This window comes from Ideonella lacteola, assembly GCF_038066555.1.
GTDB classification, from domain to species: Bacteria; Pseudomonadota; Gammaproteobacteria; order Burkholderiales; family Burkholderiaceae_C; genus Ideonella; species Ideonella lacteola.
Window position 1 is genome coordinate 113,807 of the sequence record NZ_JBBUTG010000009.1, and the last position, 26,604, is coordinate 140,410.

Consider the following 26,604-nt stretch of genomic DNA (forward strand, 5'->3'; position numbering starts at 1 on the left):
TGATCTGGCGAACCCTAGGTGTTTGCCACGACGGCGCAAGGCACATTGATTGCCGTGTGCGTGAGGTTTACGGCAGGCGCACCAGGCTGTTGAGGCCCCACCCGTCTCAGATTGCTGCAAATTGATTCAAAGCCGGCCTCAGACTGTGCGGTTTTTCGCAGAAATGTCATCTGCGTGCTGCTCAGACTTGGGGTTGTGCCGCTTGAGGGTGGGGCATCTAATTCCGGCGCCGGGCCTCATCTGGCAACGGAATCTCAGGGTCCAAGACAAGGGGAAATTCCCAATGATGATGAAGCGAGTCGTTTGGGCAGTTGCGGCAGCCACGTCGCTGCTGGTGGGTGTGTCAGCGCAAGCTGCCTTGGTGCAGTTCCGCATGAACGGGGTGGTCACCGAGAGTGGTGTCTTCGACGACGGCACCATGCTGGCCGAGGGCACCCCGGTCGCCATCAACTACAGCTACGAGACCACCCAGAACTCGTCGTTCATGCAGCGCAACGAGGATGGCTCGGGGATGGCCGCCTACGATTTCGTCCGGCCGTACCACTTCCGGCTGCGCGCCGAAGGCCATCGCGTCCGTGTGGACGGCTTCAAGGTCACGCTGAACAACGACCTGTACCAGCCCTTTGGCGATACCTACGACCTGGAATCGGTGGGCGGTGTGTACATTGACCGGGTGCATCAGCCGGAAGGCAAGTTCACGCTTTCGCTGCTGAGCCAGTGGGGCAACACCACCGCACTGCGTTCGCTGCGCTTGCCGCGCCACCTGAACGAATGGTCCTTCGACGCCTTCCGTGTCGCTCGCGTGGCCACAGCCGGTGATCGCACACTGCTGATGGTGCGTATCGACAACATTCGCTCCACCGTCTGCGAGCACACCATCCCGGGCACCGACGACTGCGCGCCTGAGTAAACAGGCGCCCGATCTCCTCGGGCCGAGAGAGGCACCCAGCAGTCCCCCCGGGCAATGCCCAGTCCGCCCCCAGGGGGGCATGAGAAGTCTGGCGGAGCCGGTTCCTCTCATGAGGCTGAGAAGCCAAAGCATCATGGACGCGCGTGTGCGCACTGCCTCATGGGGCAGTCGCCACGCGCGTTTCGCTTTGGAGCAGGTCGGCCCGGCGAACAGGGTCGGGGTCGGGGTCGGCACACACCTCGGGTTGGCCCCAGCTTTGTCATGCCGTAATTACAGCATTACGATGCCGCATGATCTGGCAGGAATCCCCTTCCAACTCGCATCCGGTGCGTGGCACCTCGCTGCACGATGAGGTGGCCGCCCGTCTGCGCTCCATGGTGTTCGAGCGCCAGTTGGCCCCCGGCGAGTGGATCGACGAAAAGGCCCTGGCTGCCGGCTGGCAGATCAGCCGCACGCCACTGCGTGAAGCCCTGAAGGTGCTGGCCGCCGAAGGCCTGATGGAACTGGTGCCGCAGCGGGGCTGCCGGGTGGTCGAGTTGAGCGACGACGACGCCGAGCAGCTGTTTCCGGTGATGGCGCTGCTCGAGGGGCGCTGCGCCTTCGAGGCCACCCGCAATGCCACGCCCGCCGACCGCGCCAGCCTGCGCCACTGGCACGACCAACTCGAACTCCACGCCGCCGCGCAGGACCGCGATGGCTACTACCGCGCCAACCACGAGTTCCACACGCTGGTGCAGCGCCTCGCACGCAACCGCTGGCTCGACCGCGCCACCGCCGACCTGCGCCAGTTCCTGCGGCTGATGCGCGGGCGGCAACTGAACCTGCCTGGCCGAATCGACGCCTCCATCAACGAGCATCGGGTGCTGATCGACGCGATGCTCAGCGGCGACGCTGCACGCGCCGAACGAACGATGCACGATCACCTGATGGCGCAATTGGCCGCATTGAAAGCGGTGAGGCAACAAGAACGTGCCATCGCCCCCCACAACGATCCGCACGTGAGCGCCCCGCTCACGAAGGGGAATGCCGATGCTGGTTGAAAACCTGCGCGCCGCCGCACGCCGAATGGGCGTCGACCACGGCCTTCGGGCCCTGGCCGCCGACTGCGAACGCCTGCTCTCGCAACGCGGCGAGGCCAGCAGCACCCAGATCGCACGGCAGATCGTCGAGCGTCTGCAAGAGCTGCTGGGCGAGCCCGGCCGCAAGGACAGCACCCGCGGCGCGGCGCTGGACCGCTTCTTCGAGCACCTGGCCCTGCACTACAGCCCAGAGCCCGACGCGGTCCTCCAATGTGCGCAGGCGTACGCCGCCCAACCCGACGCCGCCCACCTGATCGCGCTGATCGAGCGGGCCGAGCCGCCACGCCAGGAGCTCTTTCGTCGCATCAACAGAGCGCCCGGCGGCACCTCGGTGCTGATCGGGCTGCGCCGCGCCCTGCTGGAGCGCCTGCCGCGCAAACCCGAGTGGCGAGCCCTCGAAGCCGATCTGCTGCACCTGCTGTCGAGCTGGTTCAACCCGGGCTTTCTGGAGATGCGGCAGGTCAGCTGGCGATCCCCCGCCCAGTTGCTGGAACAAATCATCCGGCATGAGGCGGTGCATGAAATCGATGGTTGGGATGACCTGCGCCGGCGGCTGCTGCCGGACCGCCGCTGTTTCGCCTTCTTCCATCCGCAGTTGCCGGAAGAGCCGCTGATCTTCGTCGAGGTGGCGCTGCTGCCCGACATGGCGGCCGCCATTCCGCCGCTGATCGACAAGCGAGCCGAGGCCCTGCCGCCCGACTCGTTCAAGGTGGCGGTGTTTTACAGCATCAGCAATTGCCAGCCGGGCCTGCGCGGCGTGTCGCTCGGCAACTTCCTGATCAAGCGGGTGGCCGAGGAGCTCAAGGCCGAGTTGCCCCAGCTGAAGACGTTCTGCACGCTGTCTCCCATCCCCGGCTTCATGGGCTGGCTGGCATCAGCGGCCGACTTCGCCAGCCTGCCGGGGGTGAAACCGGCCCTCGCCAGCCGCATGACCCACGCCCGCGACAGCCTGCTCGCCGCTTGCGGGGGCGACTGGTCGGCCCTCACCCACCAAGCCCACCACGCGACCGCCAGCAAGGAATCGCAGCTGGCGTTGCTGCAACTGGCCGCGCTGTACCTGGTGCACCACTCGCCTCACCCCAGCGGTGACCCTGTCGCTCGCTTCCACCTCGACAACGGCGCACGGCTCGAACGATTGAACCTGCTGGCCAACCCTTCTGCCAAAGGGCTCAAGCAATCGGCGGGCGTGATGGTGAACTACCTTTACGACCTCGGCCGCATCGACGCTTTCCATCATCGCTTTGTGCACGGCGAAGTGGCCCATTCACGGGCCGTTGCCCGCCTGCTGTGACCGACCACACCCCACTACCGAATGACGGACTACCGAATGACGGAGACCACCCCATGACCGCCCGACCTTCTCACCCACGCCGCGCCGCGCTGCTCACCATCGCCGCGCTGCTCGCGGCCCCGGCCTCCTGGGCGCAGACGAGCCCCTGGCCTTCGAAGCCGGTCACCATCGTCGTGCCCTTCGCCGCGGGCGGTGGCACCGACGCGTTCGCCCGGCCCCTGAGCGCGGCCCTCACCAAACAGACCGGCAAGCAGTTCATCATCGACAACAAGGGTGGCGCGGGGGGCACCGTCGGTGCCACGATCGCCTCGAAGGCGGCCGGCGACGGCTACACCTTCTTCATGGGCGCGGTGCATCACGCCATTGCGCCATCGATGTACCCCAAGCTCGACTACCACCTCGACACCGACTTCATTCCGGTGGGGCTGATCTCGAATGTGCCGCAGGTCATTGTGGTGAACCCACAGCGCGTGCCGGTCAACGACCTGAAGGGCCTGCTCGACTTCCTCCGCGCGCACCCTGGCAAGCTGAACTATGGCTCGGCGGGCAACGGCACCTCGCACCATCTGGCGGGCGAGCTGTTCAAGCTGCAGACCAAGACCTTCATCACCCACATCCCCTATCGAGGTGCCGGGCCGGCGCTGCAAGACCTGATTGCCGGCCAGGTTGACCTGATGTTCGACGGCCTGGGCTCTTCGGCGCAGCACATCAAGGGTGGCCGCATCAAGGCCCTGGCGGTGGCCTCGGACAAGCGTGCGCCCGGTTTCCCCGATCTGCCGACGTCGGTCGAAGGGGGCGTTCCGAGCTACCAGGTCTCCACCTGGTATGGACTGTGGGCGCCCAAGGGCACACCCAAGGAAATCGTTGCGGCCATGCAGGCCGAAATGAAGAAGGCCTTCGCCGCCGACGACATCAAAGCCACCTGGACAGGCCTGGGCGCCGTGATGCCCAACCTCTGGGGCGACGACTTCGGCAAGTTCGTCGCCGCCGAGACCAAGCGCTGGGCCGAGGTGGTGAAATCATCCGGGGCCAAGCTCGATTGAGCCGCATGGCCGCCGCGCCGAGACGCGGCACGGCAAGATGACCGACATGACAGGACATGTACACCTGCACGCCCCGGACGCCCATAGCGTCTCGGTGCTGCAGTTTTCCAACCCCGGCAAACTCAACGCGCTCACGGTACAGATGTGGCGCGACCTGCGCACGCTGATGGAGGCGGTGAACCACTCTGACCCCTGCGCGGGGCCCCACGTCATCGTGGTGCAGGGCGATGGCGGCAGCTTTGTGGCCGGGGCCGACATCGAAGAGTTCCCGGACTTCCGCTTCGACGCGCAGACCCTCGGCCACTACCACGAAGAGGTGGTGGCCCCGGCGCTGAATGCGCTGCTCGATTGCGAACGCCCCTTGGTGGCGCAGATCGAAGGGGCTTGTGTCGGCGGCGGCCTGGAGATCGCCGCCTGCTGCGACATCCGCATCTGCGGCGAAAGCAGCCGTTTCGGTGTGCCGATCGCCAAGCTCGGCTTCCCGATGGCGCCACTGGAGATCGAGATCGTGGCGCGTGTGATCGGCGAGACCACGCTGCGGGAGCTGCTGCTGGAGGCGCGTGTCCTGGGCGCCGAGGAAGCCCGGCAGCGCGGCCTGGTGACGCGCATCGTGGCCGACGCCCAGGTGGGCCCCGAAGCGCGCCGCAGCGCCGAGCACATGGCGCGCCTGTCGCCTCAGGCCCTTCGGCTGAACAAACGCGCGTTGCGCCAGTTCGGCCGCGCCCATGGCAGCAGTCGCGACGAGCGCGAACCCCACTACGCCTACGCCCCGTCCCCCGAGCATCGAGAAGGCCTCGCGGCCTTCAATGAAAAGCGCCCCGCACGATTCGGCCACGCCCTGACGCCGCCCACCGACGAGCCCTCACGATGAACCTGTTCTCTGCGCTCCGCCAAGCCTTTCCCGCCGATCTGGATGCCTGTGCCATCGAGCCGGCAGACGGCGGCACCGACGGCCGCTTCTATTCCTGGCGTGACCTCGACCAGGCCAGCGCCCGCATCGCCAACCTGCTGGACTCGCTGGCGCTGCCGCCGGCCAGCCGGATCGCCGTGCAGGTGGAAAAGAGCGTCGAAGCCCTGCTGCTGTACCTGGGCGTGCTGCGCGCAGGCCACGTCTTCCTGCCGTTGAACACCGCCTACCAGGCCGCGGAGATCGAGTACTTCATCGGCAACGCCGAGCCGGCGGTGATGGTGTGCTCGGGCAAGAACTTCACCTGGATCAGCCGACTGGCGTTCAAGGCAGGCACCACGCATGTCTTCACGCTCAACGAAGATCGCACCGGCACGCTGCTCGATCGGGCGGCTTTCCATGCCGACGAGCATCAGCCCGCGGTCAAGAGCGGCGACGACCTGGCGGCCATCCTCTACACCAGCGGCACCACCGGCCGCAGCAAGGGCGCGATGCTGTCCCACGGCAACCTGCTGTCGAACGCGGAGGTGCTGAAAGACTATTGGGGCTGGCAGACTGGCGATGTACTCATCCACGCCCTGCCCATCTTCCATGTGCATGGCCTGTTTGTGGCCTCACACGGCGCGCTGCTCAACGGCAGCAAGATGCTGTGGTTCTCGCGCTTCGATCCGCGCGCGGTGATCGCCCGCCTGCCTGAAGCCACCGTCTTCATGGGTGTGCCCACGCTGTATGTGCGCCTGCTGGGCGAGGCTGGCTTCAACCGAGAAGCCTGCCGCCACATGCGCCTGTTCATCAGCGGCTCGGCGCCGCTGCTGATCGAAACCTTCAACGAATTCCGCGAGCGCTCGGGCCACACCATCCTCGAGCGCTACGGGATGAGCGAAACGGTGATGCTCACGTCGAACCCCTACCGACCGGAGGACGGCGAGCGGCGCGGTGGCACGGTGGGCTTCGCCCTGCCGGGCGTCTCGCTGCGGGTGCGCGACGACCAGGGCCACGAGCTGCCGGCCGGCGAAGTGGGCGGTATCGAGGTCCGGGGCCCGAACGTCTTCAGTGGTTACTGGCGCATGCCCGAGAAGACCCGCGAAGAGTTCACCCCGGATGGCTGGTTCAAGACCGGTGATGTCGGCAAGGTCAGCGCCGATGGCTATGTGACGATCGTCGGCCGCAGCAAAGACCTGATCATCACCGGTGGCTACAACGTCTACCCGGCCGAAGTGGAAGGCTTCTTGAACGAGCTGCCGGGCGTCGCCGAGAGTGCGGTGATCGGCGCACCTCATCCCGACTTCGGCGAAGGCGTGCTCGCAGTGGTGGTGCCCCGGCCGGGCGCCTCGGTCGATCCGGCCGGGCTGATCGCCGCGTTGAAAGGCCGGATCGCCGGCTTCAAGGTGCCCAAGCAGGTCTTCGTGGTGGCCGAGTTGCCCCGCAACACCATGGGCAAGGTGCAGAAGAACCTGCTGCGCGAGCGACACCAGGGCGCGTTCCACGCTTGACGAATGTTGACGAGCGGCGGGTGGCGAGCCACGGGGGCGCGCCACACAATCGCCCGCTCCAACACGGTGCATGCGCATGCGCCGTCTTCACAACGTCAAGGAGCCCCCGTGAAGCGATTTCCTCTCGCCGCCGCCTTGTCGGTCGCTTTCGCTGGCGCCGGCTTGGCCACCGGCATGCCGGCCCAGGCCCACACCCCGGCCGCCACCGCATCGGCGCACGACACCGTCGAAATGGATCAACTGCTCGGCCAGGAGCAACGCGTCGACAACTTCTACCGCGCCTACTTTCCGGATCTGGATACCGGCCACAAGGCTGCGATCACCTTCCACGAGCAGTTGCTCGAATCGAACTGGAAAGGTGGCTACCTGGTGCTGCAACTCGGCGATGACGATATCGCCAAGCTGAAGGCCTTCAAGTTCCGCGTCGAGAAGGACGAAGCCTTCATCGCCAAGCACCACGCGATGGTCCAGCGCCTGCGCGCTGCGGGCTCGCCCAACATCCTGGGCGGATCGGGCGCCCAACTGGCCGCACGCGCAGCCGAGAGCGGCGAATCGATCCCCAGCTACCCCTGCTACGAAACGGTCGAAGAAACCTTCGCCGCGGCCGAAGGCTTCACCACCACCTACCCCCAGCTCGCCAGCTGGAAGGCCGTGGGTCAAAGCTGGGAGAAGAGCCAGGGCACCGGCGGCTACGACATGTTCGTGTTGAAGCTGACCAACAAGGACACCACCGGTCCCAACGGTGAGGCCAAGCCCAAGCTGTTCATCAACGCAGGCATGCATGCCCGCGAGTACGCCACCGCCCCGCTGGTGCTGGCCTTCGCCAAGCAGCTGTTGACGGGCTATGGCACCGACGCGGATGCCACCTGGATCCTCGATCACCACGAGATCCACATGATGCTGCAGACCAACCCCGACGGCCGCAAAAAGGCCGAAGGCGGTCTCATGTGGCGCAAGAACACCAACCGCAACTACTGCGGCGCCAACAGCAACAGCCGCGGCGCAGACCTGAACCGCAACTTCAGCTTCACCTGGAACATCACCAAAGGCCAGGGCTCGAGCGGCAACGCCTGCTCGGAGACCTACCGTGGCCCCTCGGCCGCGTCGGAGCCCGAAACCCAGTCGGTCGAAGACTACGCGCGCAGCCTCTGGCCGGATCGTCGCGGCCCGAACCAGAACGACCCCGCGCCCGCCGACACCAGCGGCATGCACCTGGATGTGCACAGCTACAGCGAGCTCGTGCTGTGGCCCTGGGGTCATGTGAAGCAGGCGGCACCGAACGGCACCGCGATGCAGACGCTGGGCCGCAAGCTCGCCTACTTCAACGGCTACACGCCCGAACAGTCGATCGGCCTGTACCCCACCGATGGCACGTCGGATGACATCCCCTACGGTGAGCTGGGCGTGCCGGCGATGACCTTCGAGATCGGCACCTCGTTCTTCCAGAGCTGCAGCAGCTTCGAGAGCAACATCAAGCCGAAGAACCTGCCAGCCCTGATGTACGCCGCGAAGGTGCTGCGCACGCCCTATCTGACGCCGGCGGGCCCGGATGTCACCAAGCTCAAGCTGAGCGCCAGCGGCGTGACGGCGGGCACCCCGGTGACGTTGACGGCCACCGTCACCGACACCCGATTCAACAACTCGAAGGGCGCCGAGCCGACGCAGAACATTGCCGCGGTCGAGGCCTACATCGACGTGCCGCCTTGGATGCCGGGCTCGCAGGCCGTGGCCTTGAGCGCGAAGGACGGCGCCTTCGATGCGAAGACGGAAGTCGCCTCCACGTCGCTGTCGACGTCGGGCCTGAAGAAGGGCAAGCACCTGGTGTTCGTCCGCGGCAAGGACGCCGAGGGCAACCTGGGCGCCTTCAGCGCCGTGTTCCTGAAGATCAAGTGAACCTCGGGGCCGGCCGCCCGGTGGGCGACCGGCCTTGCGATCCGTCGCCCGCCGGTGACGAAAGTTGAAGAATTTGACCCCCTAGAACCGAAGGGGGCACCGGTGGCGGCTAGGGAGGGAGCCCCACACAATCGTTTGCCCGGCGAGCGCCATGCTGGTGTTCGCCGCCCACAAAGCCACAGGAGACCCCCGTGAAGCGATTCCCCCTTGCCGCCGCCTTGTCGGTGGCCTTCGCGACCGCCGGCCTGGCCACCAGCGCGCTGGCCCAGCAGGCTTCGAGCGCCCATGACGCCGTCGAGATGGACCAACTGCTGCAGCAGGAGCAGGTCCTCGACAATTTCTACCGCGCCTACTTCCCCGATGCCGCCACAGGCCGCAAGGCCGCGATCACCTTCCACGAGCAGTTGCTCGAGTCGAACTGGAAGGGTGGCTACCTTGTGCTGCAGCTGGACGCCGAAGACATCGCCAAGCTGGAGGCGTTCAAGTTCCGCGTCGTCAAGGACAAGGCCTTCGCAGACCGCCACGCCGAGATGATCAAGCGCCTGCGCGCAGCCGGCTCGCCGAACCTCTTCGGCGCCTCGGGCCAGCGTCTGTCCGCCGAGCGCCTGGAGAGTGGCGAGTCCATTCCCAACTACCCCTGCTACGAGACGGTCGAAGAAACCTACGCTGCCGCGCAGGGCTTCACCACCACCTACCCGAAGCTGGCCAGCTGGACGGACGTGGGTGACAGCTGGGAGAAGACCCAGGGCACCGGCGGCTACGACATGGGCGTGCTGAAGCTGACCAACAAGGACACCACCGGCCCGAACGGTGAAGCCAAGCCGAAGCTGTTCGTGAACTCGGCGATCCACGCGCGCGAGTACGTCACCGCGCCGCTGATGCTGGCCTTCGCCAACAAGCTGTTGACCGGCTACGGCAAAGACGCCGACGCTACCTGGATCCTCGACCACCACGAAGTCCACCTGCTGCTGCAAACCAATCCGGATGGCCGCAAGAAGGCCGAGGGTGGCCTGCTGTGGCGCAAGAACACCAACCGCAACTACTGCGGCGCCAACAGCAACAGCCGCGGCGCAGATCTGAACCGCAACTTCAGCTTCACCTGGAACGTGACCAACGGCCAGGGTTCCAGCGGCAGCGCCTGCGCCGAGACCTACCGCGGCCCGTCCGCTGGCTCGGAACCCGAGACCCAAACGGTGGAAGGCTATGTGCGCAGCCTCTGGGCTGACCGCCGCGGCCCGAACAACGACGACGCCGCACCGGCCGACACCAGCGGCATCCACCTGGACATCCACAGCTACAGCCAGCTCGTGCTGTGGCCGTACGGCTTCCGCACCAAGGCGGCACCGAACGGCACCGCGCTGCAGACGCTGGGCCGCAAGTTCGCCTATTTCAACGGCTACACGCCGGAACAGTCGATCGGCCTGTACCCGACCGACGGCACGTCGGATGCGGTCAGCTATGGCGAGCTCGGCGTGGCGGCGTTCACCTTCGAACTGGGGACGTCGTTCTTCCAGAGCTGCTCCACCTACGAAAGCACGATCAAGCCCGACAACCTGAACGCGCTGATGTACGCCGCGAAGGTCGTGCGCACGCCGTACCAGACCCCGGCCGGCCCGGACGCGCTGAAGGTCAAGCTGAGCGCGAACGGGATTCCGGCGGGCACGCCGGTGACCTTGACCGCCACGCTGGACGACACGCGCTTCAACAACAGCAATGGCGCTGAGCCGACGCAGAACATCGCCGGCGCCGAGGTCTTTGTCGACACGCCGCCGTGGATGCCCGGCGCCTCGCCGAAGAACATGAGCGCGGCCGACGGCGCGTTCGACGCCAAGACCGAGAAGGCGACCCTGTCGCTGTCGACCACCGGCCTGTCCAAAGGCAAGCACCTGGTCTACGTGCGTGGCGTCGACGCCTCAGGCAACAAGGGGCCGGTCAGCGCGGTTTTCCTGAAGATCAAGTAAACCGGCGCGGCTGCACCACAATGCAGGCATGAGGGCCTGCAAGCAGCCGAATGGCATGGTGAAGGCGGCGAGGCTCGTCTGCGGGCCCGCCGCCTTTTTCATGGGCGCCACGCTGGCGCCAGCGTCAGCGTGCGCCGTGGGGCTGGAGACGATCCAGCAATGCGGCTCGGACACGGCCTGCCTCGGCCGACTGGAGACAGCAGCCCTCCGGGAAAGCTCGGGGGCCGCCAAGCGCGAGGGCGCGCAGTTGACGCTGCAGTTCGGCCTTCACCCGGCCTCGCGCTTCGTCGATCAGCCGCCGCAAACCCATGTGTACCTCGGCCGGCTCGATGGTGTGTTGCTGCACATCGTCCGGGTCGCTGCGCCATCCCACCCGCCGGCGTATTGGCTGGTGGGGGAAAGCGGGCAGCCGCCGCTGCGGGTGGACGCGCTGCCCTCGGGCGGCCCAGGTGGCCGTCACTTCGTGGTGGCCAGCGGCCATGTGCTGGCGCTGTACCAGCGATCTGGGCCGCGCTTGTCGCTTCAGTACCGGTTTGAAGCGGCCACGGGGCTGAGCTGGGCCGTCAAGAGCTGGCGCGAAGACGGCGCGGCCGTGCGCCTGGAGTGGATCTGGCCGGAGGCGGCGGCGGCCTGCCCGGGGCAACCCTCGCAGGGCAGCCTGCAGCTGCGCGATGGCCCCTACGGGTGGGATTTCGTACCGCAGCCGCCGCGGCGCTGCACGCCCTGATCAGCCGCCGGGCCGTCAGTCTTCTTCGCTGTCTTCGTCTTCCTGATCCGGCGGCGCGTTGCGTTGCATCGGCTGGGCGGACGGCGCCGCCTGATGGGGAATGGGCACCTGCCCGGGCACGCCCTGCGGCATCATCGGCACCGGCCGCGACAGCTGGTGAACACCCGCGTGAGCGGGTGCCGAGATCGGGGTCGGCTCCGGCAGGCTCAGCTCGGTCGTGGCGGGCCCGCCGCGCGGCCCTAGCTGGACGGAACGTTGATTGACGGCGAGCAAGACCGTGTCACCATCGACCACGCTGCCCGTGCGCCAGGCCTTCGGCGGCTCGTCACCGACAGCGATCAAGGCGACGCCTTGCGGCGATTGCCCGGCACCACGCGGCGCCACGACTCCCAACAGGTGGAAGCGGTCGCTGGTCGAGGCGACATCGTCGTCGTCGTCCTCCACCTTTTCCGACGTGCCGAGCAGTTTGCGGAACTCACCGCCCTTGGCGAGCGTCGGAGCAGACAGTTGCGTGTCCGGGGGAAGCCCGGTTTGCGACGCGAAGACCCTCAGCGCCCAAAACATGGCGCTGGCCAGAACCAGTGCCCACACGGCCAGTGTTAACAATCGCGATGCCATGCGACGATTATGATTCATGCCACTTATTACACAGAAGGCCTTTGCCGCCGTCTCCCTATCATGAGCGTTCCGCACCGCATTGCCACCACCGCCCGCCGCGGCGCCCAAGCCGGCTTCACGCTGATCGAAATCATGGTCGTGGTCGTGATCATCGGCGTGCTGGGCGCGCTGATCGTGCCGGGCGTGCTTGAAAACGCCGAAAAGGCCAAAGTCACCGCGGCACGGGCCGACGTTGGCAACATCATGCAGGCCCTCAAGCTGTACAAGCTCGACAACAACCGCTTCCCGACGGCTGAGCAGGGCCTAATGGCGCTGGTGCAAAAGCCGACGGTTGGCACGATCCCGCCGAACTGGCGCGTGTACATCGAGAGGCTGCCTAACGACCCCTGGGGGAATGCCTACCAGTACGCCAACCCCGGCGTGAAGGGCGATGTGGACGTCTTCAGCTACGGTGCCGACAGCCAGCCGGGCGGTGAAGGCAACAACGCCGACGTCGGCTCCTGGCAGTAAGCCGGCCGCCTCGATGTGGCAAAGCCCGAAGCGCGCGCGCTCGCGCGGCTTCACCCTGCTCGAACTGCTGGTGGTCGTGATGATCATCGGCATCGCCGCGGGCATGACGACGCTGGCGTTGCGTGATGCCGATGCCAGCCGCCTGGAAGAAGAAGGCGCCCGCCTGGCAGCGCTGTTCGAGAGCGCCCGCGCGCGCTCGCGGGCCGAGGGCATCGAGGTGCTCTGGCAGCCCAAACGCGAACAAGGCAACGGCTTCACCTTCACCGGCCTGTCTCAGTCGGCCGGCTTGCCGAACCAGTGGCTGGACGAGCGCACCCGTGGCGAGGTCATCGGCGCACCGGTGATTCGCCTGGGACCTGAGCCCGTGATCGGTGCTCAACGCGTGGCGCTGCGCATCGAAGAGCGGCAGTTGGTGCTCGCCACCGATGGCCTGGGGCCTTTTGTCGTGGTGGCGCCGGAGCAGTCCCCATGACGAGCCACGCGCGCGGATTCACGCTGGTGGAAGTGCTGGTCGCTGTCGCCATCGTCGCGATTGCCCTGGCCGCGGGCAGCCGCGCCGCCGGTACGCTGCTGGACAACTCGCAGCGCCTGTCGGATGTGACCCTGGCGCAGTGGTGCGCCGAGAACCGGCTCACGGGCATGAAGCTGGCGAAGCAGTTCCCTGACGTGGGCACCAACAGCTTCGAGTGCGTCGAGTTGGGGCAGACCTACACGGTCACGCTGATCGTGCGGCCCTCGTTCAACCCGAATTTCCGCATGGTCGACACCAACGTGCAAGACAGCCGCGGCCAACCCTTGACGCACCTGTCGGTGCTGATGCCGAGGTACTGATGCCGCGTCACCCCCGCCCATCGCCGCGCGCCTCGGCGCCGCGACGCCACCGCGGCTTCACGCTGGTGGAAGTGATGGTCGCGCTGTTGATCATGGCGGTGTTGACGACCATGGCCTGGCAAGGCATTGACGGCCTGATGCGTGCACGTGAAGGCGCCGAGCGCAGCGGCGAGGTCGCCTTGCGGCTGGGCACGGTGATGGCGCAGTGGGAGCAAGACCTCACCCAGATCCAGCAGAGCAACGCCGCGCCCGGCTTGAAGTTCGATGGTGCCTCCCTGCGCATGACGCGGCGAGGCCCGGGCGGCATCCAGCTGGTGGTGTGGACACTGCAGGAAGGCACGTGGTACCGCTGGGCGGCGCCGCCGGTGACCCGCATTCAGGATCTGCAGGAGTGGTGGATCCGCAGCCAGCAGTGGGCCGCGATCCGCGGGGACGCGCTGAAAATGCTGGAGCAGGTGGAGACCCAGCAGGTCTACTTCTTCCGAGGCAACGCCTGGAGCAACGCCCAATCCACCGGCGACGTCGAGCAACCGCCATCGCCCCCGCCCGATGGCGGAGGTGGAACCCAAATCGGCGGCGAGAACGAAGCCTTGCCCACGGGCGTCCGCCTGGTGCTGAAGCTGCCCACGGGGCTGTTGACGCGCGACCTGCTCGTGAGGCCTTCGCAATGAGCCGGCTCATGATTCAACGCCCGGCGGTTCGCCGGGCCCAGCGGGGCGCGGCCATTCTGCTGGCGATGCTGATCGTCACGCTGGTGGCCACCTTGGCCACCGGCATGGTATGGCAGCAATGGAAGGGCATCGAGGTCGAGTCGGCCGAACGCGCCCGCTCGCAGGCGACCTGGTTGATCGAAGGGGCGACCGACTGGGCCCGCATCATCCTGCGCACCGATGCCCAAGACCGGGAGCGGGGCCAGGTCGACAGCCTGAACGAGCCCTGGAACACCCCGATCAAAGACGTGAAGCTGTCGGATTTCCTGGCCACCGACAAGAACAACACCGAAGACACCGGCCTCGAAGCCTTTCTCTCAGGCCAGATCACCGATGCGCAGTCACGCTACAACCTGAAGAACTTGATCGTCGATGATGATGCCGAGGCGGCCAAGGAGCTGGCCAAACTGAAGCGCCTGTGCGAGGTGCTCGGCCTGCCGCCAGAGACGGCCATTCGCATCGCCGATGGCATGAAGGGCGCCGACCTCGCTGAGGACCAACTCGACGACGAAGAGCAAGTGGCGCCGGGTGCGCCGCTGCCCCCTCAGCGCGTGCAGCAACTGACCTGGTTCGGGCTCGATGCCGATGCGGTGCGCCGACTGTCACCCTACGTGATCATCCTCCCCGGGGAAACCCCGGTGAACCTGCTGACGGCGCCGCCCGAGGTGCTGGTGGCGGTGCTCGACGGACTCGACCGTGGCAGCGCCGAGCGCTTCGCTCAGAAGCGCCTGTCGGTCGACGTGCGCGGGCTCGATGACATCAAGCCCTTGCTGCCCGACAAAGTGGCTACCCAGCTGTCGGACGCAGGGAACGTGGGCGTCAGCTCGAACAATTTTGAGATTCTGGGCGAGCTGCGCTACGAAAACTTCATGCTGCGTGAGCTGACGTTGGTCACCAGACGCAACCTTGAGGTGGTCGTCATCCGCCGAGAACGGCTCCCCCATGAATGACAATCGCCAGCCCAGGGAGGCCCCTGCGCACCACGCCACAATAGCGCCCCGTGCGCAGCGGCCCCTTCCGCTGCATCGAGTGAACCGGTTCTGCTGAACACGCATCCATGTCGACCTTGATCGTTGCCCTGCCCGTGCCGCCCCGGCTGTCGTCCCACGGGGCTGCGGGCGCTGCACTCGCGCCGGCCGAGTACGACTACGTGTACAGCGCCGACAGCGGCTCGCGTTTGCAGGCCGGGCGAGGCGCGCCGGCGCAGCTGCCCAAAGCCCAAGAGGTGGTCGCGGTGATCCCGCCGCACGGCGTGGCCTGGCACCGAGTGACGCTGCCCAAGGCGCCAGCTGCGAAGCTGCGTGCCGCCCTGGCGGGCGTGTTGGAAGACGTGCTGTTGGAAGATGACAGCGAGCTCCACCTGGCCCTGGCACCTCAGGCCAAGGCCGGCGACTCGGTGTGGGTCGCGGCCTTGAGCAGATCGTGGCTGAAGGCACAGCTGCAGTCGCTCGAAGCCGATGGCATGACGGTCGACCGCGTGGTGCCTGCCTGGGCACCCGATGACGCCCCCGCCGGCCACTTCTTCCGCAGCGAGGCCCTGCCCGATGGCAGCGACCCTGGCACCCAGATCGCCTGGCGCGACAGCCAGGGCCCGCTGTGCCTGCCCGCCGAGAGTGACGCGACCCGCATCTTTCTTTCGCGCCTGGGCGGCGACATCCCGGTGCGCTGGACCTCCGAGCCCGAGTGCGCAACCGATGCGGTGCGACTGGCCGGCGGCAACGTGGCCGCCCTGTCGAACACCGAGTTCCTGTTCAACGCCTCGCGTGGCGACTGGAACCTGCGCCAGTTCGATCTGGTGCCGCAACGCCGCGGCAGCCGGGCCGCCAAAGAGCTGCTGCAGCAACTGTGGACATCCCCCACCTGGCGGCCCGCCCGTTTCGGCGTGGCAGCGCTGCTGGTGCTGAACCTGGTGGGCGCCAATGTGTGGGCCTGGCAACAGCGCCAGGCACTCAGCCGGCAGAAGGCGGCCATGACGTCTTTGCTGCAGACGACCTTCCCGCAGGTGCGCGCCATCGTCGATCCGCCCGCACAGATGCAGAAAGAGATCGATCTGTTGCGGGCCTCCGCCGGCAAGCCGGGAGAAGCCGACCTGGAGCCGCTGATGTATGCCGCCGAAGCCGCCTGGCCGGCCTCACGCGCACCGGCAGACAGTGTGAAGTTCGAACCGGGTCAGCTCATCATCAGCAGCCCGGGTTGGAGCCCACAGGAAGTGGAGGCCTTCCGCGGCCGCCTGCGCCCGCTGGGCTACGACGCCGAATCGGTGCCGGGCCGCCTCACGCTGACGCGCGCCAAGATCACCGAGCCAGGCCCCGGGCCGATGCTGGCGCCTTCGCGCGGCGGGCCTGGTGTGCCGCCGAACGGCGCGGGTCCGGCGCCCGGCGGCGCCCCCGTCACCCCGCCACCGGCCCGGATGGCGCCGCCCGGGACCGGTGCACAAGCTGTGCCGCAGGGCATGCCGCCCGCGGGCGCGCTGGGGCCGCAGGGCAGCATGCCGCCGCGCCCCGGTGCCGCGCCCGTGCAGCCGCAACGCATGCCCGGCCGCTCGCCGACCGGCGTGGAAAACAGCGTCGAGAGGTAAGGCGCGATGAAACGACAACAAGAACTCCAACAGCGCTGGGCGCGCCTGCAGCCTCGCGAGCGCATGCTCGTCTCGGTGGGGGCATCGGCCATCGGCGTGCTGCTGCTCTGGTACGTGGGCCTGTATTCGGCTTGGAACACGTGGAAGACCGTTCCCTCTCAACAACGCGCACTGGAGATCGACCTGCTGCAGATGCGCCGACTGGCCGGCGAAGCGCGTGACCTGAAGGCCCAGCCTCCGGTCAATGCCGCGCAAGCCGCCGAAGCGTTGAAATCGGCCACGGACAGGCTGGGGACGACCGGCAAACTCAGCCAGGCCGGCGACCGGGCGACGCTCATCCTCACCGGCGCCTCGCCCGAAGCGTTGCGCACCTGGCTGTCGGATGTCCGCAGCGGCGCCCGGGCGCGCCCCGTGGACATGACCATCAACCGGGCCAATGGCGGGTTGACGGGCCAGGTCGTGGTCACGCTGGCCGCAACGCCCTGAGTTCGAGCGCCGCACCACGAACCGAGCCCATGGCCAAATCCCCCATTCGCACCGGCTGGAGCCTGTCGACGTTCGACGACAGCATCCTCGTGGGCATGCGCCGGGCACGCAGCGGACTGCAGACCGCCGCGAGCTCAGCCCGCCTGGGGCGCTGGGCGGTGGCGGGCTCAGTGCTGGGAGCCTTATACGCACTGGTGGCGTACGCCCCCGCGTCGTGGTTGGCCGATGGGGTCGCCAGTGCAACCCGCGGCCGCCTGGTGTTGGCCCAGGCCGAAGGCAGCATCTGGGGCGGCAGCGCGCTGCCGGTGCTCACCGGTGGCGCCGGCAGCAAAGACGCGGCCGTCCTGCCATCCCGGCTGGATTGGTCGGTTTCGCCCTTCTTCGGCGGGCTGCGCTTGAAGTTGTCGCAAGCCTGCTGCCTGGAGCCCGGCCTCGAACTCGAATGGCGCCCCGGCTGGAGCACCAGCTCGATCACCATCAAGCCGGGCGCCAACGGCGTGGGCCATTGGCCGGCCGCCTGGCTGGAAGGCCTGGGCGCGCCCTGGAACACCCTGCGTCCAGGCGGGCAACTGCGGTTGGCCACACAAGGGCTGACGCTGGAGTCTCGTGGCAACGCATGGAAGATCAAAGGGCAGGCCGATCTGGACTGGCTGCAAGCTTCGTCTCGACTGTCGACCCTGGATGCGCTGGGCAGCTACCGCATCGGCATCAGCGGGGGCGCCGACGGCGACCGCCCCGCGATCACCTTGCGCACGCTGGAAGGTGCGCTGCAGCTCAACGGCAACGGCCAGTTGAGTGATCGCGGCCTGAAATTCAACGGTGACGCGCGTGCGGCGCCCGGCTTCGAGCCTTCTTTGAACAACTTGCTGAACATCATCGGCCGCCGCAACGGCGCTTCGGCCGTCATTTCGATCGGGTGATCATGACTTTGCACCACCGCCCTCAATCCATGCAGAACCCGCTCGCTCGCCCTACCGCCGCATGGCGTGACCGCTGGGCCCCCGTGGCCCTGGCCGCGCTGATGGCTTTCACGCCAGTGGCGCAGGCGCAGTCGGACGAAGCACCGATCGAGCCGCCGATGCCCAAGACGCGGGCCAAGGCGCCCGTGACACTGAATTTCGTCAACGCTGAGATCGAGGCCGTGTCCAAGGCCATCGGCGCGATGCTCGATCGCCAGATCGTCGTGGACCCTCGCGTCAAGGGCCAGATCACGGTCACGAGCGAGAAGGCACAGCCCCCGCAAGAGGCCTGGCGCAGCTATCTCGCGGCGCTGCGTGGCATGGGTTTCACGGTGGTGGAGAACGCCGGCATCCTGAAAGTGCTGCCTGAGGCCGAAGCCAAGTTGCAGGCCGGCACCGTGATCGTTGGTGCCCCCACCGTGCGCGGCGACCAGGTGCTCACGCAGATCTTCCGGCTGAACCACGAGAACCCGAACAACCTCGTGGCGGTGCTGCGGCCGCTGATCAGTGCCAACAACACCATCAACGCCAACCCGGCCAACGGCACGCTGATCATCACCGACTACGCCGACAACCTCCAGCGTCTGGCCAAGATCATCGCGGCACTCGACCAGCCGGCAGCGTCGGAAGTCGAGGTCATCCCGGTGCAGCACGCCCTGGCGGCCGACCTGGCCCCGTTGCTGCAAAAGCTCACCGAAGGCGGCGGCGGCGCCAATGTGCCGGGCGGCGCCAACACCCAGGCCGCGGCCACCTCGATCGTGGTCGAGCCTCGCAGCAATTCGCTCATCGTTCGCACCGCCAATCCGGTGCGGATGAACGCCGTCAAGTCGCTGATCGAGAAGCTCGACAAGCCCATCGCGGGCGGCGGCCCGGCCGGCAACATCTGGGTCGTCTACCTCAAGAACGCCGACGCCGTGAAACTGGCCGAAGTGCTGCGTGCCGCCATCGCCAGCGGCACCGCGGCGGCCAGCACCTCCGGATCGAGCGGCAGCAGCTTCAGCTCAGGTGCCGGCGTGTCGCGCCCCACGCCGAACGTGCCGGCCAACAGCTCTGCCAGCGCGGGGGGCACCTCATCGGGCATGAGCGCCGCGGCCACGACGCCCGTCGCGGCATCGGCCAGCCCGTCGACCGGCGGCCAGATCCAGGCCGACCCGGCCACCAACTCACTGATCATCTCGGCGCCCGAGCCGGTCTACCGCCAGATGCGCCAGGTGATCGACCAACTCGACACCCGCCGCGCGCAGGTGTATGTCGAGACGCTGATCGTCAAGGTCGACGCCACCAAAGCGGCCGAATTCGGCTTCCAGTGGCAGAGCCTGCTCGGCAATTCGAGCACCGATTCCAACGTGGTCGGTGTGGCGGGCACCAACTTCGGCTCGACCGGCAACATCATCGACTTGTCCTTGTCGGGAGCGGCGGCCGTCAGCTCGGGCTCGACCAGCACCACCAGCCCCAGCGCGCTGCTGGGCAACGGCCTGAACGTCGGCGTGTTCCGCAAGATCGCGGGCATCTACACGCTGGGGGCGCTGGCCCGCTTCCTCGAAACGAACACCGGTGCCAACGTGCTGTCGACGCCCAATCTGGTCGCGCTCGATAACGAAGAGGCCAAGATCGTCATCGGCTCGAACGTGCCATTCACCACCGGCTCGTTCACCAACACCGGCACCGGCAACGGCGCGGTGAACCCGTTCCAGACGATCGAACGCAAGGACGTGGGTATCACGCTGCGCATCAAGAGCCAGATCGGCGAAGGCGGCACGGTGCGCATGACCATCTTCCAGGAGAACAGCTCCCTGCGCGATCGTGTCAGCCAGATCACCGACAAAAGCTCGATCGAAACCACGGTGGTTGTCGACGACGGCAGCATGATGGTCCTGGGCGGCCTGCTGAAGGACGAATACAGCGACAGCGACAATGCCGTGCCCTTGCTGGGCAGCATCCCCATCGTGGGCAACCTGTTCAAGAACGAGGGCCGCAGCCGCACGAAGAGCAACCTGATGCTGTTCCTGCGTCCGGTGGTGATCCGCTCCCCGCAACAGGCCGAGCAGATGATGGTCGACCGCTACGATGCGATCCGCGCCGTGCAGCAGGGCATCCAGCGCGATCCGACCATGCTCGTGCCGGTGGATGGAAACCTCGTGCTGCCGGAACGGCAGCCTGGCCGCCTGCCCAACCAGCAGGTGGTGGTGCCGCCGACCGCCACGCCAGGTGCCGGAACGACCGTACCGGCGCCGACGCCGGCACCGGGCCAGTAAGCCGCGCGAGAAAGAGGCAACCCCATGGGCCAACGCCATCCGCTGCCCTACGCCTTCGCGAAGGCCAATACCCTTCTGCTGGAAGACGACGGTCGCCAGCTCGTGCTGCGCGTGGCCGACTCCACACCCCGCAGCGCACTCACTGAGGTGCTGCGCCGTTACGCGATCGACCGCATGGAGGCCGAGGCCGCCGACACGCTCGACAAGCGCTTGGCCGAGGCCTATGCCGGCGGCGAGGCGAGCGCTGCGGCAGTGGTGGGCGAAGTGGAAAGCGCGGTCGACCTCTCGCGCATGATGCAGGAGCTGCCAGCGGTCGAAGACCTGCTGGAGGCGGCGAACGACGCGCCGATCATCCGCATGCTCAATGCGTTGCTCACCCAGGCCGCAAAAGACGGCGCCAGCGACATCCACATCGAGCCGTACGAACGCAGCTCGTCGGTGCGTTTCCGAGTGGATGGCACCTTGCGCCAGGTAGTGCAGCCCAACAAGGCGCTGCACGCCGCCTTGATCTCGCGCCTGAAGATCATGGCCGAGCTGGACATCGCCGAGAAGCGCCTCCCGCAGGACGGCCGCATCAGCCTGCGCATCGGCGGCCGCGCGATCGACGTGCGGGTGTCCACCCTGCCTTCAGCCCACGGCGAACGCGCGGTGCTGCGTCTACTCGACAAGACCGAGGCGAAGTTCAGCCTCGAAAGCCTGGGCATGAGCGGCGACGTGCTGACCGCCTTCAACCGGCAGGTGCAGCAGCCCCACGGCATCGTGCTCGTCACCGGCCCGACCGGCTCGGGCAAGACGACCACGCTGTACGCCGCCATGTCCCGCCTGGACACGGCCACCACCAATGTGCTGACGGTCGAGAACCCGGTCGAATACGAGCTGCCGGGCATTGGCCAGACCCAGGTCAATGCGGCCATCGACCTCACCTTCGCGACCGCGCTGCGCGCCATCCTGCGGCAGGATCCGGACGTGATCATGATCGGCGAAATCCGCGATTTCGAGACCGCGCAGATCGCCATCCAGGCCTCGCTGACCGGCCACTTGGTGCTGGCCACCCTGCACACCAACGATGCGCTGTCGGCCGTCACCCGCCTGACCGACATGGGCGTCGAGCCGTTCCTGCTCAGCTCCAGCCTGCTGGGCGTGCTCGCGCAGCGCCTGGTCCGAAAGCTGTGCCCGGTCTGCAAGAAGCAGGACGAGCGCGGGCGGTGGCATCCGGTGGGTTGCCCCGAATGCGCCCACACGGGCTACAAGGGCCGGACGGGCGTCTACGAGCTGATGGTGGTGGACGACAAGATCCGAGCGCTGATCCACAACCGCGCCTCCGAAAGTGCGCTGTACGTGGCCGCTGAGGCGGCCGGGTTCCGCACGATGCGCGACGACGGCCAACGGCTGATCGATGCAGGCATCACCTCGAATGAAGAGGTGCTGCGCGTGACCCGCGAGTAACCTGGCCCTGCCGCCGCGCACCATCGGCTCAGCCCCGCCCCCGACGAACCTAACGACATGCCCGCCTTCAAGTTCGAAGCCCTCGACGCCGCCGGCAAGACGACGACCGGCCTGGTCGAGGCCGACAACGCCAAGGCTGCGCGTGCGCAGGTGCGCGCCAAAGACCTCGTCCCGCTGTCGGTGACGGCGGTGGGCGGCGCAGCGCGCGCCGACGGCAGCGCCGCCGGCTTCGGGGCCAAGATGCAAATCGGCCGCCGCGCCTTCAGCGCCAGCGGCCTCACCGTCTGGACTCGCCAGCTGGCCGGATTGGTCGGTTCGGGCCTGCCACTTGAGCGGGCCTTGACCGCGCTGGCCGACGAGGCTGAAGACCCGAAGCAGCGCGAGTTGGTCGCCCACCTCAAGAGCGAGGTGAACGCCGGCAGCTCGTTCGCCCGCGCCCTCGCCTCCAGCCCGCGTGAATTCGACGACGTGTACCGGGCGGTGGTGGCGGCCGGCGAAGCCAGCGGCGCGCTCGGCGGTGTGCTCGAAAAGCTGGCCGACGATCTGGAAGACCGGCAGGCGTTGAAGGCCAAGGTGTTGGGCGCGATGCTGTACCCGGCCATCGTGTCGCTGATCGCGGTGGTCATCGTCACCTTCCTCGTCACCTACGTCGTGCCGCAGGTGGCGTCTGTCTTCACGAGCACCAAACGTGCACTGCCCACCCTCACGGTCATGATGCTGGCCATCAGCGCGTTTGTGCGCAGCTACGGCTGGGTGGTGGTGCTGGCACTGATCGGCGGCTTGGTGTCGCTCAGCTTCTCGTTGCGCAACGAAGCGTTCAGAGAGCGCTTCGACGCCGCCACCCTTCGCCTGCCACTGTTCGGCCGCTTGGCCAGAGGCTACAACGCGGCCCGGTTCGCGGGCACGCTGGCGATGCTGGCGGGTGCGGGCGTGCCCATCCTCAAGGCCTTGCAGGCCGCAGCAGAGACCTTGGGCAACCGCGCGATGCGAGCCGATGCGATGGATGCGCTGGTGCAGGTGCGGGAGGGCGCGCCGCTGGCCTCCGCGTTAGCCGCCAAGAAGCGCTTCCCGGGTTTGTTGGCCATGTTCGCCCGTCTGGGTGAACAGACCGGCAAACTCCCGGTGATGCTGGACCGCGCCGCACGCCAGCTGGGCAGCGAAGTGCAACGCCGCGCCCTGGCCGTGGCCACCATCCTCGAACCCCTGCTCATCGTGGCGATGGGTCTGGTGGTGATGCTGATCGTGCTGTCGGTGCTGATGCCCATCATCCAGCTCAATACCTGGGCGAAGTAGTTCGACGTCACGGTCCCGTTCGCCCGGCGCTCAGTTCCGAAGTCCTCCAACACATATGCCGGGGCGTGAACCCTGGCGTTTGTGGGGTGCTTGGATGGCCGGCGCGCTTCGCCTATGCTGAAAGGGCTGTCGGCCCGCATCTCCGCTGAGGGGGTGAATCAAGAAAGCTCTTCGACATGCGATGCGGAGAGTCTTTCCTCCTCGTGGCGGCCGCCGGCGAGTCGGCCTCTCAACCAAGCACAAGGAGATCTCCTCATGAGTTTCATGGCGTCGATTGCAAAGTGGTTGGCGATTACAAGCTTTGCCCTGCTCTACGGATGTGCGAGCGTCAACAAGGCGCCGGCGCAGGCCGACGCAGCGGCCAAGGCCTTTCAGCCGAAGGCGGATGTCGCTCAGGTGTATGTGTACCGAAACGAGACCCTTGGGGCCGCCCTGTCAATGCCGGTGAGCGTCAACGGCAAGTTGATGGGGAGCACGGGTCCGAACTCCTATTTCAAGTTCGACTTGCCACCGGGAAAGCATCGCATCACTTCGCAGGGCGATGGGTCCGTTCTTGACATCGACACAGAGGCGGGAAAGCTCTACTTCGTTTGGCAAGAGGTGAAGATGGGCATGATGTCTGGCGGCTCCAAGCTGCAGTTGGTGGATGCCGACAAGGGACGCAAGGGGGTCTCGGAGTGCTCGTTGATCCAGGCCAATCCATGAGCGCCACCACAAGGGAGCCGTGATCCGAACGGCGCACTGAGGCAGACCTGGCCGCAGCGGCGCCCCTTGATCGAGGAGACGCCCATCCGTCAATGTGGGGATGCGCTTCGACGTCGCCAGCGGGCTCAATCTGCATGTTGCTCCGCCATGCCGCCGGCCTGGGGGGCGCACTGCCAGGGAGCGCGTCATGCCAGATGTCATCCGCCCTGCGCCGGGCGCAAGCAGGCGCAAGTCTTCACGTCCCTCGGGACAGTTGCCGCCTTGGTGGCATCGGTTGCTCGAGTGGGTGACCGAGCACCCCAAGCAGGCCTCTGCGCTCGGTGGTCTCATCGTCGCGGCGCTGCCGGCCCCTCTGCAGTTGGCGGGCTCACTGCTGTTGGGCGTGCCCTACTCCGATGTGCTGCCCGCGTTGCGAGAGAACCGGCTTTGGAAGGAGAACCTGGCTTGCGCGAGCGCGCCGTTCGATGGGCTCGCGACCCCGCAGAACCTGCAGGTCGATGCCGTCGTGTGCCAGTCGGGGCATGTGCTGGTGCGGGTCAAGTCGCCCAGCGGGGTCACGGCCTACCGTTGGGTGCCGCTGGAATCGGTGATCGACCAAGTGTCCGGAGGCTTCGGGTTCATCGCCACGGCGCAGGCGGCGGCACCTTCACCGCCTCCTGCGTTGCTCGTGGCGTCCGTGGTGTCCGCGGCCCGCGTTGGGGGCGGCAACTTTGAGGTCGTCTGCCAACAATGGCTGGGCAATGGCCTGGTCAGGCGCCGACTGCTCGATCGCGACAGCGGCCGCTGCGTCGACGAGGTGGTGAACACCTACACCGGTAAGGTGGTCAGCACTGCACCCGCGCCCGATTGCCGTTGCTGAGCCTGGCCATGGCCTGGAACGGGTTGCCGCGATCCAGTCGGGGGCGGTGCATCGTGGGGGCCGCGACCTGGTGGTTCGCTGCGGTCACGTCGGGCTGGGCGGCCATGGCCGCCCCACAAGACGGAAGCCTGCCAGCCGCCGCCGCTGCTTCGGACGCGGCGCCATCACTCCCTCGCGGTGCCGCCTCGTCACCGACGCATCGAGCTGCCGCGCACGAAGCGCCCGCGTCGGGCGCGACGAGGGCGCCGTTCAGGCACGCGCATCACGAAGTGCCCGACCGCCCCACCCGGGGCGGCCGGTAGCCTCCAGGCCGGCGACCGCAAGGCAGACCCTGCGGCGGCGGCGTCATGTCATCACGACGGGAGGAAGTCCATCGGGTAGGTGACGACCATCTGGTCGACATCCTTGGCACCGAAGTCAAACTGCTGGATGCGAGCCAACAGCTTCTGCTCGAGTTCGGGCGCCTTCAGCTCGCTCGAGACGATCCGGCAGCTGACGACCTGGCCCGCCGGGGCGATCTTCAGCTCGACCACCACTTTGCCCTGCAGGCCAGGGTCTTCACGCAACGCACGGTTGTAGATCGCGTAGATCGCCCCTTTGTTGCGTTCGAAGACAAGACGGATCTCTTCGATGGAGCGCGAGGCCTTGCCGCTGCTGCCCTTTTGCAGCGTGCCGCCAGGTGAGCCGGCGCCCGTGCCCTTGCCGCCCATGGCAGAACCACCACCGCCGCCCGGACCGCCGCCACCGCCACCGCCGGCGGTGCCTTCGACCAGCGTCGTGGAGCGCCCTGCCAAGCCACCGCCACCGGTGTTGCGGCTGTAGCCGGCGGTGTTGATGCCGCCCGATCCGCCCGTGGCGTTCGAGGTGATCATCGAGCGCACGGGGATGCCTTGCTCGTTGCCCGCACCGACACCGGCGCCAACGCCGGTTCCGACACCGAGGCCCGGCTTGATGGCTTCCTTGTTCAGTTGCACGGCGGTGGGCGCGCTGTGCAGCTCTGTCAGTTGGTCCTTCATCGCGAGCAGGCCGACGCCGGTGGCCTTGCGGCGTGCCGCATCCAGCGCCTCACCCGGCGGCTTGCCCGGTATGGGGTTGCGCGCCTCGGCCACAGGCGGCTGTTTCCTGTCGCGCTCCGCCTTGAGGGTGGGCTCGTCGGGCTTCTTCTGCGGCTTGACGGGCTCAGCCTGGGCCTGGGCCGTCTCGATCGGCTTGGCAGGCGTGGGCGGCGGCAGCGGCTTCTTGTCGTCGAGCAACAGTTTGGCCAACGGGGGCGGCAAAGGTTGCACCGCGTCTTCACGCGTGCGCTCGGGCAGCGGGATCCACGGCAACAACAGGGCGAACAGCAGGCACAGGCCCATCACCCAGCTGGAAACGGCCCGGAAGCGCCGATCGTCTTCCTCTGGCACCGACCAGGCGAGGACCCGGTTCTGGAACGATACGGACAGCGCGCTCATGCCTGCACCTCGCATGCGAGGGGCATCGTGGACAGCGGCGCGGTGAGGGTCGACAAGCGATTCATCATGCGTCCGCCTTCTGCCGAAGTGCGAACGAGACGTCGCTGAAGTTGGCGCGGGCGCAGGTGACCATGACCTTGCGCAGCAACTGGTAGGGGATGTCCTTGTCGCCCATGATCGTGATGGCGCGTGCCTCGCCCTGCTTGTCCTGGCTCACGACCTGGCGGGTCGACAGCAATTGAAGCTCGGCCTGCAGCGGCGCGATCAGGTCTTCCGGGCTCGCCATCACGTCGGAGACCATCGCAATGCGGCGGCCTTCGACCACGATGTCGGTGCCGCTGACCAGCACGACCACCGTGGGCTTCGGGCTCTTCTCGGCGTTCGATTCCGGCAGCGTGACGGCCTTGGAGGCCGGCAGCACTTCGACCTCTGTCGAGTTCGACAGCAGGAAGAAGATCAGGATCGTGAACACGTCGACCAGCGCGGTCAGGTTCAAGTCCAGCTGCTGCGTGTTGCGCTGCTTGTGATAAGCGCGCTTTTGCAGCGGTGTGAGTTTCATCGTCAGTTCCCTTTGAGCCCTCAGTGCCCTTCAGGCC

At 67.2% G+C, this 26,604-nt stretch carries 25 protein-coding genes; 22 read left to right on the forward strand and 3 right to left on the reverse strand.

Translation table 11 applies throughout. The features are described 5' to 3' along the window. Positions 1-289 precede the first annotated feature (289 nt). The 9 genes from AACH06_RS15140 to AACH06_RS15180 all read left to right on the forward strand — a co-directional run bounded on the left by AACH06_RS15140 (position 290) and on the right by AACH06_RS15180 (position 11,304). Positions 290-910 (forward strand): hypothetical protein, encoded by a 621-nt coding sequence (locus tag AACH06_RS15140; RefSeq protein WP_341426575.1) that lies wholly within the window; start codon positions 290-292, stop codon positions 908-910. A 290-nt stretch (positions 911-1,200) separates the two neighbouring features. Further along, entirely contained in the window at positions 1,201-1,950 is a 750-nt protein-coding gene (locus tag AACH06_RS15145; RefSeq protein ID WP_341426576.1) for a GntR family transcriptional regulator, read from the forward strand. Continuing rightward, positions 1,940-3,280 (forward strand): malonyl-CoA decarboxylase domain-containing protein, encoded by a 1,341-nt coding sequence (locus AACH06_RS15150; RefSeq protein ID WP_341426577.1) that lies wholly within the window; start codon positions 1,940-1,942, stop codon positions 3,278-3,280. Before AACH06_RS15145 ends, AACH06_RS15150 begins: the two co-directional genes overlap by 11 nt. A gap of 53 nt (positions 3,281-3,333) precedes the next feature. Next, positions 3,334-4,323, forward strand: coding sequence for a Bug family tripartite tricarboxylate transporter substrate binding protein (locus AACH06_RS15155; RefSeq protein WP_341426578.1), 990 nt, complete (start codon positions 3,334-3,336; stop codon positions 4,321-4,323). A 46-nt stretch (positions 4,324-4,369) separates the two neighbouring features. Then, positions 4,370-5,194, forward strand: coding sequence for an enoyl-CoA hydratase/isomerase family protein (locus tag AACH06_RS15160; RefSeq protein WP_341426579.1), 825 nt, complete (start codon positions 4,370-4,372; stop codon positions 5,192-5,194). After that, positions 5,191-6,723 (forward strand): malonate--CoA ligase, encoded by a 1,533-nt coding sequence (locus AACH06_RS15165; protein WP_341426580.1) that lies wholly within the window; start codon positions 5,191-5,193, stop codon positions 6,721-6,723. Before AACH06_RS15160 ends, AACH06_RS15165 begins: the two co-directional genes overlap by 4 nt. Before the next feature lie 108 nt (positions 6,724-6,831). After that, positions 6,832-8,616 carry a M14 family metallopeptidase gene (locus tag AACH06_RS15170; protein WP_341426581.1) on the forward strand — a complete coding sequence of 595 codons (1,785 nt, stop codon included), beginning with the start codon at positions 6,832-6,834 and terminating at the stop codon, positions 8,614-8,616. A 191-nt stretch (positions 8,617-8,807) separates the two neighbouring features. Beyond that, a complete protein-coding gene (locus AACH06_RS15175) occupies positions 8,808-10,577 on the forward strand; it encodes a M14 family metallopeptidase (RefSeq protein ID WP_341426582.1) in 1,770 nt (589 codons plus the stop codon). A gap of 28 nt (positions 10,578-10,605) precedes the next feature. Next, the gene (locus AACH06_RS15180) at positions 10,606-11,304 is read left to right on the forward strand and encodes a hypothetical protein (RefSeq protein WP_341426583.1); all 699 of its coding nucleotides are present in this window, start codon (positions 10,606-10,608) and stop codon (positions 11,302-11,304) included. Positions 11,305-11,319: 15 nt separating this feature from the next. Here AACH06_RS15180 and AACH06_RS15185 read toward each other — a convergent pair whose 3' ends face one another. Further along, complete coding sequence (locus AACH06_RS15185) at positions 11,320-11,922, reverse strand: hypothetical protein (RefSeq protein ID WP_341426584.1); 603 nt, start codon at positions 11,920-11,922, stop codon at positions 11,320-11,322. Between the two features lie 60 nt (positions 11,923-11,982). Here AACH06_RS15185 and gspG point away from each other — a divergent pair, with 60 nt between their 5' ends. The 13 genes from gspG (at position 11,983) to AACH06_RS15250 (ending at position 24,554) form a co-directional block, all read left to right on the forward strand. Beyond that, positions 11,983-12,432, forward strand: coding sequence for a type II secretion system major pseudopilin GspG (gspG, locus tag AACH06_RS15190; protein WP_341426712.1), 450 nt, complete (start codon positions 11,983-11,985; stop codon positions 12,430-12,432). 13 nt (positions 12,433-12,445) lie between these two features. Then, positions 12,446-12,904, forward strand: a complete 459-nt coding sequence (locus AACH06_RS15195) for a type II secretion system protein (protein ID WP_341426585.1) — start codon at positions 12,446-12,448, stop codon at positions 12,902-12,904. Continuing rightward, positions 12,901-13,263: a type II secretion system minor pseudopilin GspI gene (gene gspI / locus AACH06_RS15200; protein ID WP_341426586.1), complete on the forward strand. Its 363-nt coding sequence runs from the start codon at positions 12,901-12,903 to the stop codon at positions 13,261-13,263. Before AACH06_RS15195 ends, gspI begins: the two co-directional genes overlap by 4 nt. Continuing rightward, entirely contained in the window at positions 13,263-13,934 is a 672-nt protein-coding gene (locus AACH06_RS15205) for a prepilin-type N-terminal cleavage/methylation domain-containing protein (RefSeq protein WP_341426587.1), read from the forward strand. The genes gspI and AACH06_RS15205 overlap by 1 nt, the downstream gene beginning before the upstream one ends. A gap of 8 nt (positions 13,935-13,942) precedes the next feature. Next, positions 13,943-14,923 carry a type II secretion system minor pseudopilin GspK gene (gspK, locus tag AACH06_RS15210; protein ID WP_341426588.1) on the forward strand — a complete coding sequence of 327 codons (981 nt, stop codon included), beginning with the start codon at positions 13,943-13,945 and terminating at the stop codon, positions 14,921-14,923. 107 nt (positions 14,924-15,030) lie between these two features. Further along, positions 15,031-16,551: a type II secretion system protein GspL gene (gspL, locus tag AACH06_RS15215; protein WP_341426589.1), complete on the forward strand. Its 1,521-nt coding sequence runs from the start codon at positions 15,031-15,033 to the stop codon at positions 16,549-16,551. Between the two features lie 6 nt (positions 16,552-16,557). Further along, a complete protein-coding gene (gene gspM / locus AACH06_RS15220; RefSeq protein WP_341426590.1) occupies positions 16,558-17,037 on the forward strand; it encodes a type II secretion system protein GspM in 480 nt (159 codons plus the stop codon). Positions 17,038-17,066: 29 nt separating this feature from the next. Further along, positions 17,067-17,957, forward strand: coding sequence for a type II secretion system protein N (gene gspN / locus AACH06_RS15225; RefSeq protein ID WP_341426591.1), 891 nt, complete (start codon positions 17,067-17,069; stop codon positions 17,955-17,957). Positions 17,958-17,986: 29 nt separating this feature from the next. Continuing rightward, the gene (gene gspD / locus AACH06_RS15230; RefSeq protein ID WP_341426592.1) at positions 17,987-20,251 is read left to right on the forward strand and encodes a type II secretion system secretin GspD; all 2,265 of its coding nucleotides are present in this window, start codon (positions 17,987-17,989) and stop codon (positions 20,249-20,251) included. 24 nt (positions 20,252-20,275) lie between these two features. Beyond that, positions 20,276-21,697: a type II secretion system ATPase GspE gene (gene gspE, locus AACH06_RS15235; RefSeq protein ID WP_341426593.1), complete on the forward strand. Its 1,422-nt coding sequence runs from the start codon at positions 20,276-20,278 to the stop codon at positions 21,695-21,697. Positions 21,698-21,754: 57 nt separating this feature from the next. Continuing rightward, positions 21,755-22,990, forward strand: a complete 1,236-nt coding sequence (gspF, locus tag AACH06_RS15240; RefSeq protein WP_341426594.1) for a type II secretion system inner membrane protein GspF — start codon at positions 21,755-21,757, stop codon at positions 22,988-22,990. Positions 22,991-23,245: 255 nt separating this feature from the next. Next, entirely contained in the window at positions 23,246-23,695 is a 450-nt protein-coding gene (locus tag AACH06_RS15245) for a DUF2846 domain-containing protein (RefSeq protein ID WP_341426595.1), read from the forward strand. A gap of 274 nt (positions 23,696-23,969) precedes the next feature. Then, positions 23,970-24,554: a hypothetical protein gene (locus AACH06_RS15250; RefSeq protein WP_341426596.1), complete on the forward strand. Its 585-nt coding sequence runs from the start codon at positions 23,970-23,972 to the stop codon at positions 24,552-24,554. Positions 24,555-24,907: 353 nt separating this feature from the next. Here AACH06_RS15250 and AACH06_RS15255 read toward each other — a convergent pair whose 3' ends face one another. After that, positions 24,908-26,008, reverse strand: a complete 1,101-nt coding sequence (locus tag AACH06_RS15255) for an AgmX/PglI C-terminal domain-containing protein (RefSeq protein WP_341426597.1) — start codon at positions 26,006-26,008, stop codon at positions 24,908-24,910. A gap of 64 nt (positions 26,009-26,072) precedes the next feature. Next, complete coding sequence (locus AACH06_RS15260; protein ID WP_341426598.1) at positions 26,073-26,567, reverse strand: ExbD/TolR family protein; 495 nt, start codon at positions 26,565-26,567, stop codon at positions 26,073-26,075. Between the last annotated feature and the right edge of the window lie 37 nt (positions 26,568-26,604).